Origin of the sequence: Flavobacterium croceum DSM 17960, assembly GCF_002917885.1 — a bacterium.
GTDB classification, from domain to species: Bacteria; Bacteroidota; Bacteroidia; order Flavobacteriales; family Flavobacteriaceae; genus Flavobacterium; species Flavobacterium croceum.
Genome location: NZ_PQNY01000009.1, coordinates 1 through 14,059 on the forward strand (window position 1 = coordinate 1; position 14,059 = coordinate 14,059).

A 14,059-nucleotide genomic window follows, 5' to 3' on the forward strand; every position below is an offset into this window, starting at 1 on the left:
TAAATATTTTATGTTGATTAATTCTTCTTTAATCACACACTCCTAAAAGTGTTGAAACTACAAAACTAATACCTTTACAACTAGTCAAACCTTTGACCCTAAAGATAATAAACGGGCGAAGCAAACAATATTTGACCAATTAAAAATATTTTTCAAGTTGAGCTCTCAAGAAATAGCTCTCAAATTAACTACTTAAATAACGCATTTTCGGCTTTGATTGAATGCATTTTTGTTGAGAAAAAAACTTCTTTAAAAATAATCTTGTCAATACTAAACAATTAATACTTTTCAGTAATTTTAACGAAATAAACGATTCGTAAGGACAAAATAACGTTAAAAACACGCAAAAAAAATACCTCAAGCACGGTACTACTTGAGGTTTTACTCTAAAAATTAGTTCAAAAAAAAGGAAATTTCAGCTTGAATTTGTAACACCTAAGTCAAGTAATAAAACACGTGTTTTTTTGTGTAGGCAAAATCAAAATTCGGTTTTTGGTAATGGCGGTTGTATGGTGTTGCTTGTGGAATAGTGTTGCCTTGCAAACATACACCTGTATTAAAATTGCCTAAGAAAAAATGATTTACCATGTGGTTTTGCTCTGGCTTATTGTTACTCATAAAATCGAGTAAAGCATTGGCAATGGCTACCACACAAAACGTAAAGTATGCTACAACATACTGACGCATATTTTTGATAAAAAGTGTAAAAGGAACCGTCATTTTTTTTCTTTTTAATACTTTAGTCTATTAACTTTATGCTTATTTGTTTACCACTGATTACAAAGGTTTTTAAACCTGAACTTTTAAATGAATAGTTCAAACTGTTTTCGTGCATAATCTTTACATTGTTTGTCTATTAAGCAATTACAAAGTTTGGATTTTTGCATCAATAATAAAAGTTAAACTTATTCACAATTAGCCCATTTTTTTAACAAAGTAGGAGAGATGTTACGAATTTCAGCATCTTACTCTTTAGTATATTAAGATGCCGAAATAAATTCGGCATGACAAGCGATGCGTTTTTCACTTTGATTGTAGATTAGTTTATGTTGTCATTCCGAACCCTTGCTGTCATGCTGAACTCATGCTGTTATACTGAACTCGTGCTGTCATGCTGAACTCGTTTCAGCATCTACAGATTTTTGAGTTGCCGAAATAAATTCGGCATGACAAGCGATGCTTTTTTACTTTGATTGTGGATTAGTTTATGCTGTCATGCTGAACTCGTTTCAGCATCTATGGTTTGGTTTGTATTCTACTGTTTTGAGTTGCCGAAATGAATTCGGCATGACAAGCGAGTAGGGTATGCGTGCTGTTTGTCATTCCGAACTCGTTTCGGAATCTATGGTTTGTTGAGATGCCGAAATGAATTCGGCATGACAATCGAGTAGAGTATACGTGCTGTTATGCCAAACCCTTGCTGTCATGCTGAACTCATGCTGTCATTCCGAACTCGTTTCGGAATCTATAGTTTGTTTTGTATTCTATTGTTTTGAGATGCCGAAATGAATTCGGCATGACAAGCGTTGTGTTTTTCACTTTGATTGTAGATTAGTTTATGTTGTCATTCCGAACTCGTTTCGGAATCTATGGTTTGGTTTGTATTCTACTGTTTTGAGTTGCCGAAATGAATTCGGCATGAGAATAAAGAGGCTTTTTAGAAAGCCTCTTTATTGTCAATTATTTACAATTTATTCTTGATTGCGAAAAACCAATTTTCCGTCAAAACTATCAAGCAATATTATACTATCGGTTTTTATACTACCTGCCAATATTTCTTTACTCAACTGGTTTAGTACTTCGCGCTGAATAACTCTTTTTACTGGGCGAGCGCCAAACTCGGCATCAAAACCTTTGGTAACCAAATAATCTACAGCTTCTGGAGTAGCATCCATAGTAATGTGTTGTTGAGCCAACATTTTGGTTACTTGTTTAAGCTGTAAGCTCACTATTTGTTTAATATTATCTTGCGAAAGTGGTGTAAACATCACAATCTCATCGATACGGTTTATAAACTCGGGGCGAACCGTTTGTTTAAGCAAACCTAATACTTCTGCTTTTGCTGCCTCGGCGGCAGCTTCTACAGAACCTTTTATGTTTTCAAATTTATCTTGTATAATGTGGCTACCCATGTTGGAAGTCATAATGATAATTGTATTTTTAAAATCGGCTAAACGCCCTTTGTTATCTGTGAGTCGTCCTTCGTCTAGCACTTGCAGTAAGATGTTAAACGTATCGGGGTGTGCTTTTTCAATTTCGTCTAGAAGTACCACACTGTATGGTTTTCTTCGTACAGCTTCTGTTAATTGTCCCCCTTCGTCATAACCTACATAGCCTGGAGGCGCACCTACCAAACGGCTTACACTATGGCGCTCTTGGTATTCACTCATATCGATACGGGTAATGGCATTTTCATCGTCAAACAAATACTCGGCCAAGGCTTTTGCTAGTTCTGTTTTACCAACCCCTGTAGTACCTAAAAACAAGAACGAACCAATAGGTTTTTTTACATCTTGCAATCCGGCACGGCTACGGCGTACAGCATCGCTTATAGCTTGTATTGCTTCTTCTTGACCTACTACGCGCTTGTGTAGTTCGAGTTCTAGTTTTAATAGTTTTTCGCGCTCGCTTTGGAGCATTTTTGTAACCGGAATCCCTGTCCATTTAGCAACTACTTCTGCAATATCATCGTGGGTAACTTCTTCTTTTATAAGCGATTCTCCTTCTTGATTTTCGACCAATTGGTGTTGCAATGCATCGAGTTTTTCTTGTGCTTCTTTTATTTTACCATATCTTATTTCGGCCACTTTACCATAATCGCCTTCGCGCTCGGCACGCTCGGCTTCGAGTTTAAAATCTTCAATTTGTTGTTTTACGCTTTGAATACTTTCTACCACTTCTTTTTCTGATTTCCATTTGGCAAAAATCTCATTACGCTCTTCTTTTAAATTGGCTAAATCTAACCCTAACGATTTTAATTTGGTTTCGTCTTGCTCGCGTTTTATAGCTTCAATTTCTATTTCGAGTTGCATAATTTTTCTATCCAAAACATCGAGTTCTTCTGGTTTTGAATTGATTTCCATGCGCAATTTTGAAGCCGCCTCATCCATTAAATCAATGGCTTTATCGGGTAAAAAACGGTTGGTAATGTAGCGTTGCGAAAGCTCTACAGCAGCAATTATGGCATCGTCTTTAATGCGCACTTTGTGGTGTGTTTCGTATTTTTCTTTAATACCTCTTAGTATAGAAATGGCACTTTCTGTATCGGGTTCGTCGATATTTACTTTTTGAAAACGACGCTCTAGCGCTTTATCTTTTTCGAAATATTTTTGATATTCATCTAGAGTTGTAGCCCCTATAGCACGTAGTTCTCCGCGCGCCAAAGCAGGTTTCAAAATGTTAGCCGCATCCATAGCGCCTTCGCCACCGCCTGCACCCACAAGCGTGTGAATTTCATCGATAAATAGCACAATATCACCTTCGGCCGAAGTTACTTCTTTTACAACCGATTTTAATCTTTCTTCAAATTCACCTTTGTATTTTGCACCTGCTATAAGGGCGCCCATATCGAGCGAAAAAACAATTTTATCTTTTAAGTTTTCGGGCACATCGCCGTCTACAATTCGATGCGCCAAACCTTCGGCAATAGCTGTTTTACCTACACCTGGTTCGCCAATAAGCATAGGGTTGTTTTTGGTTCTTCGGGTAAGAATTTGCAATACTCTGCGTATTTCTTCATCACGACCAATTACAGGGTCTAGTTTGCCTGTACGAGCCAATTCGTTTAGATTTTTGGCGTATTTATTTAGAGCATTGTAGGTTTCTTCTACAGATGCCGAAGTAACACGTTCGCCTTTGCGCAATTCATTAATCGCTGCTTCTAGAGCTTTTTCGGTTACGCCTTGGTCTTTAAGTATTTGCGCTACTTTACTTTTTGATTTGAAAATGGCAAGCAAAATATGTTCGATAGAAATGTATTCATCGTTCATTTTTTTGGCTATGATGCCTGCTTCTGTCAATGTAGAACCAGCCTCACGAGAGAGCATAATATCGCCTCCCGATACTTTTGGAAAACTTTGAATTGTGCTTTCTAAAATTTGTTGAAACAAATTTACATTCACGTTTAATTTTTTGAGTATAAATGGTGTAACATTTTCGTCTACTTCCATAATACCCTTAAAAATATGTTCATTTTCCAGTTGTTGCTGTCCGTTGGTTTGTGCAATTTGCTGTGCTTGTTGCAAAGCCTCTTGCGATTTGATGGTTAAGTTTTTTAAGTTCATAATTGTATTTTCTCCTTTTGTGTTGTTGTGCTAAACACTTTGAAAGTGTCATTACTACTTTGGACAATTTATGTTCCAATCTACTTTTTAAGACAAAATGACCACAAAACATAGTTTTTAAAGCACGAAACAAGACAAAATGACATACTGTTGGGTTGGATTTCATGTAGAATGAAGCAAATAAAATACTTGTAAGTGTACAACTTATTATGGATTAAAAAAGGAAATCAATTTAGTAGCGTAAATTTTGTAACCTGTGGCAACAACTTAAATATACTAAACTTTTAAATTCTTAGGGTTTAACAATCATTTATTGGCTAACTATATTGTATAAGAAAAAGATAACTTACTTTTACAAAAACAAGTAAAATATTCAAAAAATGAATTGGAACAACATTACTGAAGAACATGATCTCGAAAATATTATTGAACAATCGCACAAAAAGCCATGTTTGATTTTTAAGCACAGCACCCGTTGTATTATTAGTAAAATGGCTTTAAAAACATTTGAAAGTGAGTTTGATTTAGAACCCTATGTTGAGCCGTATTTTTTAGATTTATTAGCCTATCGAAGCCTATCAAACGCTATAGCCGAAAAGTTTGAAGTACAACACCAATCACCACAATTCATACTTATAAAAGAAGGGAAGGCTGTTTTTGACGCTTCGCATGAAAATATCAGTGTAGAGTCAATTAAAAAATATATTACTAGCACAGCGCTGTAAAAGATAAGATTTTACTTATAATTCTTTAACAAGGGTATGTTTATACACTTGAAATGGTTGTTTTTAAAACAAAAAACTTTAAAATTTAACGCTTTTGATTAAAAAATGTTAAATTTGGTACACTATGTAAAATTATTTTGACATGAACCAGCCAAAATACAACCGAAGAAAACTATTTACTAACTTAGTAAATAAAGAGCAAAATAGCTTGCAAAAAGGCGACCCTCTTTTTGAAAAATATTCTAGAAAAGACTACACAAAAGGACGTAAGTACCAATCGGCCAAGTCGATAGATTCTGTTACCAATTCTAATGCTAAAGACAGTAACGTATTGCGAGTAAACCCTGTTACTTCTGGGCTTGCACCCTATACAGGCCCTTGGACTACTGCAGAAGTATTGCATTTATTGAGAAGAACAGGATATGGGTATAAAAAATCCCATTTGGATATGTTGCTTACTATGAATGTATCGCAAGCGGTAGACAAAGTTTTAACGATAGACGCCACGGTTCCTTCGCCTCCTGTAAATTACTACCAAAATACATTTGCTGACGAAAACAACCTTCCTTATGGTTCTTCTTGGGTAAATGATGCTTTTACGGGCTCTATTGGGGGTACTTCAAACTATTACCGATGGCAAGGTTTAAAACGATGGTGCTTAGGGCTTGGGCTTAATCATGATATTTCTATTCGAGAAAAAATGACTTGGTTTTGGTATCATTTTATTCCGGTAGATTTTAATGCCATATACCAATCGGCCAATTCTTACTGTGGGAATAATTCTGCAAGAATAAGTTATACTTATATTAAATTGTTTCGAGATAATGCTCTGGGCAATTTTAAAACATTGATAAGACAAATGGCAACGCACCCAGCTATGATGTTTTATTTGAACAATCAGGCAAATTCGAGTAGTGCGCCAGATGAAAATTTTGCTCGAGAAATTATGGAACTTTTTACATTGGGGAAAGATCCGCTAAGCCAATATACTGAACAAGATGTTATTGAGGCTGCAAAAGTACTTTCGGGGTGGCGCGTTCAAAATTTGAATACAGCAACACCGCAAACCAATTTTGTTTCTAGTTTGCACAATACAAGTACAAAGCAATTCTCGTCGTTTTTCAACAATACAACGATTACCAATACAGGTGCTACCGAGTTGGATACCTTTATTACTATGCTATTTTCTAAAACTCAAGTAGTATCAGAATATATATGTAGAAGAATTTACCGCTATTTTGTGTATTATGATATTGACCAAAATATAGAAACCAATATTATAACACCATTGGCACAAACTTTTGTAGCAAACAATTGGAATATCAAACCTGTTTTGGAACAGCTTTTTAAAAGTGAACATTTTTATGATATGGCCAATAGAGGAGTGTATATTAAGTCTCCTCTAGATTTAGTGATTGGTACAATGCGTACTTTTAACCTAAACCACAATGTATCTGACCAAACAAACTACCAAGCACAGTATCAACTTTGGGCTACCTTAACCGATGGTTATTTAACACAAATGGAACAAGTAATGGGAAAAGTACCCAGTGTATCGGGTTGGCAAGCTTTTTACCAAAATCCGTCTTTTCATGAGTATTGGATAAACTCAAATACTACGCAAAGACGTTTTGCCTATATTAGTGCTATATTTAATGGGTTTAACTCAACCTCAAATGGATTAACAACAAGAATAGAAGTAGATTTAATGGCTTTTGTACAACAATTTTCGTACGCTACGTGTGCCAATCCAAATTTGCTTATCGATGAGTGTATCAAATATTTATTACCTATAGATTTGAGTGCTACACAAAAAGAAACCATTAAATTACAAACCTTACTTACAGGACAAACCACAGATAGTTATTGGACAAACGCTTGGAATAACTATGTAGGATCGCCAACCAATACATCGTATGTGAGTATTGTAAAATCGAGATTAAAAAGTTTATTAGTAACCATTTGCCAGTATGCAGAATTTCAATTAATGTAAAGATGAAAAGAAGAGATTTTATAAAAGCAAGTTCTTTGGCAGCAGCTCCTATTATTTTAAATGGTGTACCTGTAATGGCATCATCTGCAATAGAAAGTTCTGCTCTAGAAAAAATGGCCAATGCTGCCGTAGGTTGTGGTAAAATATTGGTTATTATTCAGCAAAATGGGGGTAATGATGGTTTAAATACAGTATTCCCACTCGATAAATGGAGTAATTTGCAAAATGCACGTTCTAATATATTAATGAATGAAAGCTCGGTTTTAACCTTAAACAATAATGCCACTACAGGATTACACCCAGCCATGACAGGCTTGAAAAATTTATATGATAACGGAAAAATGATGATTGTACAAGGTGTATCTTATCCAAATCCTAGTTTTAGTCATTTTAGAGCTACAGATATTTGGTTTACAGCCTCCAATAGCAATCAATATTTAGAAAATGGTTGGATAGGCAGAGCTTTAGAAACCATTTATCCCGACTATCCCAATGCGTACCCTAGTGCAGATATGCCAGATCCTTTGGCTATACAAATTGGTTCTACATTGCCTTTTTCTTTGCAAGGAACCAATATTAATATGGGGTATTGTGTGCCTAGCCCAAGTAGTTTACTCAATGTAGTAAATGGTATTACAGACCCTGCTCCAGATTCTGACTACGGAAAAGAACTAACCTTTTTAAGGTTGATGAAAGACCAAAGTAACGTGTATAGAGAAGGCATACAAACGGCTTACAATGTAGCTCAATCGCAAGCAGCAGTGTATCCAACAGGAAATTCACTTGCCGATCAATTAAAAATAGTGGCACGACTTATAAACGGAGGATTGCAAACTCCTATTTATATTGTAAATCATCCAAATACTCACGATAGCCATGAACATCAAGTAGATGAAAATGACAGAACCATAGGTACCCATGCAAACAATTTAGGAATACTTTCTCAGGCAGTAAGCGCATTTCAAGAAGATTTGGGCTATATGGGTAAAGAACATTTGGTTACAGGAATGACCTTTAGCGAATTCGGACGACGCATAAAAAGCAATGCTAGTTTTGGTACCGATCATGGATCTGCAGCACCTGTACTGTTTTTTGGAGCTGCGCTAAACACAAGTCCTGCTGCGGTTGCCAACACTGCATATCCTGTACCAGGCATGATAGGAACCTCGCCAAACTTACCTTTAAACGCTACGGTAAACGATCAAGTACCTATGCAATTTGACTTTAGGCAAATTTATACTGCTATTATGCAAGATTGGTTGTGCATGACAGAAACTCAAGCTGCAGATGTATTGGGAGGAACTTTTGTAAAACTACCTATTTTTAATACTACAGTGCTAAGTAGTACAAACTTTGATGACCCTCAAAATGATTTTATATCTGTTTATCCAAATCCGGTGCGTATAAACGGTACATTAACAGTACAGTTTAAAGACAGTATTGCTGCACATGTATTGATTACTATATATAGTGTAAACGGAAGTTTAGTATATACCGCGCCTCATAAAGTAGAACAAAATTTTGTAGAAATTCCCATAAACTCATTGGCTCCAAATGCCTTATATATACTTGAAGTAAATTACAATAATCAGCAGTTTTACAAAAAAATTGTAACACAATAAAAACAAAGCCAACCAAATAAAAGGTTGGCTTTTTTAGTAATTATGCTAGGAATAAAAAATAATAATTTCCGATATTTGCCTTTTAATATAATACATGAATATGGGAATGAATAAAAATACAGTTTTAGGTTGGGCCACTTTTATAATGATACTTATGGGAATTATTCTTATAGGTCTTGGAGTTTTTAGATACGATGATGTAGCAGGCTGGGGTTTTGGCGCAGTAGGAGTAGGTTTTTTGGCTAATGCATGGGTTTTTAGTTCTCTAAAAGGTAGGGTGTAATGCAAAACAACAAAAACCATTTAGTTATTCTTATTACAGCTATTGTACTAAGTTTTTTCTTAGGATTTAAGGCTGGAACGTTTTACGAAAATACAAGTTCTAGCAGTACTGCTACGCTAAATTCTAAAACCGAAACAGTACCAGCGTCTAGGGAGCATGAAGATTTTAAAACAAGAGAGCAAAAACCAGAGGTAACTTATACTCAAGAGCAAAACAACAATGCTATACCCGAAAAAGTATATACCGTTTTAAAATACATTCGAGAGCATAATGAAGCTCCAGAAGGTTATGTAGGTGGCAGAACTTTTTCGAATAGAGAGCGAATATTGCCTCAATTTGATGACAATCATCAAAAAATAAAATACCAAGAATGGGATGTAAACCCAAAAGAGCATGGCAAAAATAGAGGCGTAGAGCGATTGGTAACGTCAAGCAAAAAAGCCTATTACACCAACAACCATTATAAATCTTTTCAAGAAGTTTATGAATAAAGATACCATCAAACAAGCACTACTGTTGAATGGAGCTAAATGTAACACCAAACAAGAGTTGTTTTCTTATTTTGCAAGTAAATTGGACTTTCCTGATTATTTTGGAAATAATTGGGATGCTTTTGAAGAAATTATCAACGATATTTCGTATAAAAATGTAGTAATCTTTTACAACTTGGAGCAATGTTTACCAAACGATACAGAAAACAAAACAATACTATTTGATATATTAAACCAATACAATCAAGATAATAAAATCGTTTTTTATTATTTAAATTCAGCATTTTAAAAACAATAAAATTATGTCAGACGATAAGAAAGTAATATTTTCAATGTCTAGAGTAAGTAAAACTTATTCTAGCTCAAACAAACAAGTACTTAAAGATATTTACCTAAGCTTTTTTTATGGAGCAAAAATAGGTATACTAGGGCTCAACGGTTCTGGTAAATCATCATTATTAAAAATTATTGCAGGGGTTGATAAAAACTACCAAGGCGATGTTGTTTTTGCACCAGGCTACACTGTAGGCTACTTAGAACAAGAACCCCAATTGGACGAAAACAAAACAGTTATAGAAGTTGTTCGCGAAGGCGTATCGGAAATTGTCGCGATACTAGACGAATTCAATAAAATTAACGATATGTTTGGGTTGCCAGAAGTGTATGAAGATGCCGATAAAATGCAAAAACTGATGGATAGACAAGCAGAACTACAAGATAAAATAGATGCTGCTGGGGCTTGGGAACTCGATACAAAACTCGAAATAGCAATGGACGCTTTGCGTACACCAGAAGGCGATACACCAATAAAAGTATTATCGGGTGGAGAAAAACGTAGAGTAGCACTTTGCCGTTTATTACTACAACAACCCGATGTATTATTGCTCGATGAGCCTACAAACCACCTAGATGCCGAGTCGGTACTATGGCTTGAGCAACATTTACAGCAATATGCTGGAACTGTAATTGCAGTAACCCATGATAGATATTTTCTTGATAATGTAGCAGGCTGGATATTGGAGCTAGATAGAGGAGAAGGTATACCTTGGAAAGGAAATTATTCGTCATGGTTGGATCAAAAAGGAAAAAGACTTGACCTAGAAGAAAAAGTAGCTTCAAAAAGAAGAAAAACTTTAGAAAGAGAGTTAGACTGGGTGCGTCAAGGCGCTAAAGGAAGACAAACAAAACAAAAAGCACGTTTACAGAATTACGATAAATTACTGAATGAAGATCAAAAAGCACTCGACGAAAAATTAGAAATCTATATTCCAAATGGCCCACGCTTGGGAACCAATGTTATAGAAGCAAAAAATGTATCGAAAGCTTTTGGAGATAAAATTTTGTACGAAGATTTAAACTTTACACTACCTCAAGCAGGAATTGTAGGAATAATAGGCCCTAATGGAGCGGGTAAATCGACTATTTTTAGAATGATTATGGGAGAAGAAAACCCAGATTCGGGAAGTTTTTCGATAGGAGATACCGTAAAAATTGCGTATGTAGACCAAACACACGCCAACATTGATCCCGAAAAATCGATTTGGGAAAACTTTTGCGATGGTCAAGAGTTAATTATGATGGGAGGCAGACAAGTAAACTCTCGTGCTTATTTATCGAGATTTAATTTTGGAGGTAGCGATCAAAATAAAAAAGTAGCCACACTTTCGGGAGGTGAACGAAACAGGCTTCATTTGGCAATGACCTTAAAAGAAGAAGGTAATGTTTTACTTCTAGATGAGCCTACCAACGACCTAGATATCAATACACTAAGAGCTCTAGAAGAAGGTTTGGAAAACTTTGCGGGTTGTGCTGTTATTATTTCTCACGATAGATGGTTTCTAGACAGAATATGTACACATATCTTAGCTTTTGAAGGCGACTCTCAAGTATATTTCTTTGAAGGTGGATTTAGTGATTATGAAGATAACAAAAGAAAAAGACTTGGTGTAGATTTAACTCCGAAAAGAATTAAATACAAAAAACTAATAAGAAGTTAATTTTTTTAAATCTCGGTTAATTTTTAATCGAGATTTTTTATTTTTAACCAATAAAAAAAGTTTGAAGCCACACTACATTTTAAAAATTTGTATTTTTTTATTCTGTCTTTTTGTTCATGGGCAAAAAGAAGATAAAACCTTGCGGAAAAATACGATTGATAATCTCAATAAATCGGTTAAATATTTTAATAGTTTCAATGTAGAAAAATCTTTAAAACACGCCAGAATTGCTCTTGATGGTGCTTACAAATTAAAAGATCATTCACTTACAGCAAAATCGTATAATATTATTGCTGTTAATTTTGATGAATTTGGCGAAGTAAGTAAAAGCATTGTGTACTTTAAAAAATTTTTAGAATATGCAGAATTAGCCAAGAACGATACTTTAATGGATTGGGCTAATAATAATCTAGGCAATGTATACTATCATAAAATAAAAGATTATAAAACAAGTGTAAGTTATTATTTAAAAGGGCTTTCTTATTCAAAAAAAATTAATGATCGTTTTGAAGTTCTTTTTTCGGAGTTAAATTTATGTGCTGCTTATTTCAAATTAAAAGAATTTGACAAAGGGTTACAATGTCTTAAAAACACACAAACAACTGTAAAAGAAACCCGAGATATACAACCCAAAGTTGCCTATAATACGTTGTACGGTATATATTGTAGTTATAAAGGTAATGCTGTTTTGGCTGAAAGCTATTTTAAAGAAGCAGAAAAAATTTGCTTGGCAAACGATATAGAAATTATTAGAGCAGATTTGGCCGAACTGTACTTAACCATGTATGAACATTTTGAAAGAAATAATCAGTTTGAAAAAGCACTCATTTATTTCAAAAAAAATACTGAGTTACTTGAACAGCTTCATAATAAAGAAAGAAAACAAAGTTTTGCAAAAGCAGCAAATCAAATCGAGTTTAAAGAGTTAGAAAAACAAATCAATGTTATTGAAAGTGAAAAAAACAAACAATCTAAAGATTTAAAAAATTCTAGAATTATTACACTATTGTTTGCTCTAATACTACTTTTTTTAATATTGCTTTTGTACTCCCAATACAAAAACATCAGATATAGAGAACAAAAAAACAAAGAGTTAAGCCAAGCCAATCAAGAGCTTAAAGAGGCCAAAGAGAAAGCCGAAATAGCATCAAATTTAAAAACGCAGTTTGTTTCTACAATAAGTCATGAATTACGAACACCTCTTTATGGTGTGGTAGGAATTACAGATATTTTGATAGATGAGCATAAAGAATTAGCCCAAAACCAACATCTTAATGCCTTAAAATTTTCAGCAAAATACTTACTGTCTTTGGTAAATGATTTGTTGCAAATGAACAAAATTGAAGAGAATAAAGTAGAGCTTGAAAAAGTACCCTTTCATTTGCAATATGAACTGAATGAAATAGTAGAATCTTTACAGTTTATCGCCATTAGAAATAGTAATAAATTACATTACGAAATAGATACTCAAATTCCGAAAATGCTTGTGGGAGACAAACTTCGCCTTTCTCAAATTTTTATTAATTTGGTAAGTAATGCTTTAAAATTTACCAAAAACGGAACTGTATTTGTAAAGGCTACACTTTTAGAAAAAACAGAAGAAACCTGTAAAATTAAATTTTATGTTATCGATACAGGTGCAGGAATTTCTAAAGAAAATCAGCATAAAATTTTCGATAAATTTGTACAGCTAGACCGTAAAAGTGGCGATTATCAAGGCACAGGGCTAGGGTTAAGTATCGTAAAAAAATTATTGGAATTATTTAACAGTAAAATAGAATTGGAAAGCGAATTAAACCAAGGAACTACATTTCATTTTGACATTTCTTTTGAAATAGATAAAAATTTTCAAAACAATCCTACAAACATAGACGAAATGCCTATTAAAATAAATTCGAATTATAAAATATTAGTAGTTGAAGACAATAAAATAAATAGAATTGTTACTAAAAAAATATTAGATTCAGGTAATATAGAAAGTGTTATTGTAGAAGATGGCTATATTGCTCTAGATATTCTTGATTATGAAAACTTTGATGCTATACTTATGGATATTAATATGCCTCTTATAGATGGTTATGAAACCACCAAAATGATTCGTAAAAAAGGTATCAAAACACCTGTAATTGCTCTTACAGCATACGATCGATCTGAAATTTTAGAAAAAGTAAATTTATCGGGTATGAACGAAGTGTTGATGAAACCTTTTGAGGTTCAAAATCTTTACAAAATATTAAATAAATACAATACCCAACAAAACTAGTTATCTAAACATATCCATACCTGGTATAGAAGGCATACCTTCTTTTGCTACTGCTGCAAGTTCTGTTTCGCTTATTTTTTCTGCACGATCTAAAGCTTTATTTAACGTAGTAATTAAGTAATCTTCGAGCATTTCTTTATCTTGCAATAAACGATCATCTATAGTGATATTTTTAATCGTTCTCGATGCTGTAACCGTTATTTGCACGAGATTATCATGACTATTTTCATCAATTAATACTGTATGCAAACGGTTTTTGGTATCTTCAATTTTTTGTTGGGCTTCTTTTAACTTACCCATCATACCCATAATATCTCCAAACATAGTTAAATTTTTTTTGCAAAAATATTAAATAATGATTCATTTATACAGCTTGTATACAAAAAGAATTATTTCGTCGAT

11 protein-coding genes are annotated in these 14,059 nt (G+C 34.0%); 8 read left to right on the forward strand and 3 right to left on the reverse strand.

Features of this window, described 5'->3' with window-relative positions:
- Positions 1–435 precede the first annotated feature (435 nt).
- A complete protein-coding gene (locus Q361_RS07685; protein WP_103726144.1) occupies positions 436–720 on the reverse strand; it encodes a hypothetical protein in 285 nt (94 codons plus the stop codon).
- A 971-nt stretch (positions 721–1,691) separates the two neighbouring features.
- Positions 1,692–4,283 (reverse strand): ATP-dependent chaperone ClpB, encoded by a 2,592-nt coding sequence (clpB, locus tag Q361_RS07690; protein ID WP_103726145.1) that lies wholly within the window; start codon positions 4,281–4,283, stop codon positions 1,692–1,694.
- A gap of 380 nt (positions 4,284–4,663) precedes the next feature.
- Between clpB and ytxJ the strand changes: the two genes are divergently transcribed.
- The 8 genes from ytxJ to Q361_RS07730 all read left to right on the forward strand — a co-directional run bounded on the left by ytxJ (position 4,664) and on the right by Q361_RS07730 (position 13,657).
- Positions 4,664–5,008 carry a bacillithiol system redox-active protein YtxJ gene (ytxJ, locus tag Q361_RS07695; protein WP_103726146.1) on the forward strand — a complete coding sequence of 115 codons (345 nt, stop codon included), beginning with the start codon at positions 4,664–4,666 and terminating at the stop codon, positions 5,006–5,008.
- Between the two features lie 142 nt (positions 5,009–5,150).
- The gene (locus tag Q361_RS07700) at positions 5,151–7,001 is read left to right on the forward strand and encodes a DUF1800 domain-containing protein (protein WP_103726147.1); all 1,851 of its coding nucleotides are present in this window, start codon (positions 5,151–5,153) and stop codon (positions 6,999–7,001) included.
- Between the two features lie 2 nt (positions 7,002–7,003).
- A complete protein-coding gene (locus Q361_RS07705) occupies positions 7,004–8,623 on the forward strand; it encodes a DUF1501 domain-containing protein (RefSeq protein ID WP_103726148.1) in 1,620 nt (539 codons plus the stop codon).
- Positions 8,624–8,723: 100 nt separating this feature from the next.
- The gene (locus tag Q361_RS07710; protein WP_103726268.1) at positions 8,724–8,906 is read left to right on the forward strand and encodes a CAL67264 family membrane protein; all 183 of its coding nucleotides are present in this window, start codon (positions 8,724–8,726) and stop codon (positions 8,904–8,906) included.
- The gene (locus Q361_RS07715; protein ID WP_103726149.1) at positions 8,906–9,397 is read left to right on the forward strand and encodes a ribonuclease domain-containing protein; all 492 of its coding nucleotides are present in this window, start codon (positions 8,906–8,908) and stop codon (positions 9,395–9,397) included. The genes Q361_RS07710 and Q361_RS07715 overlap by 1 nt, the downstream gene beginning before the upstream one ends.
- On the forward strand, positions 9,390–9,686 hold the full coding sequence (locus tag Q361_RS07720) for a barstar family protein (RefSeq protein WP_103726150.1): 297 nt from the start codon (positions 9,390–9,392) through the stop codon (positions 9,684–9,686). The genes Q361_RS07715 and Q361_RS07720 overlap by 8 nt, the downstream gene beginning before the upstream one ends.
- Positions 9,687–9,699: 13 nt before the next feature.
- The gene (gene ettA / locus Q361_RS07725; protein WP_103726151.1) at positions 9,700–11,394 is read left to right on the forward strand and encodes an energy-dependent translational throttle protein EttA; all 1,695 of its coding nucleotides are present in this window, start codon (positions 9,700–9,702) and stop codon (positions 11,392–11,394) included.
- 139 nt (positions 11,395–11,533) lie between these two features.
- Positions 11,534–13,657 (forward strand): ATP-binding protein, encoded by a 2,124-nt coding sequence (locus Q361_RS07730; protein WP_146046991.1) that lies wholly within the window; start codon positions 11,534–11,536, stop codon positions 13,655–13,657.
- On the opposite strand, the gene Q361_RS07735 is transcribed toward Q361_RS07730, so the two are convergent.
- Positions 13,658–13,981 carry a YbaB/EbfC family nucleoid-associated protein gene (locus Q361_RS07735; protein ID WP_103726153.1) on the reverse strand — a complete coding sequence of 108 codons (324 nt, stop codon included), beginning with the start codon at positions 13,979–13,981 and terminating at the stop codon, positions 13,658–13,660. It abuts the gene before it with no gap.
- Between the last annotated feature and the right edge of the window lie 78 nt (positions 13,982–14,059).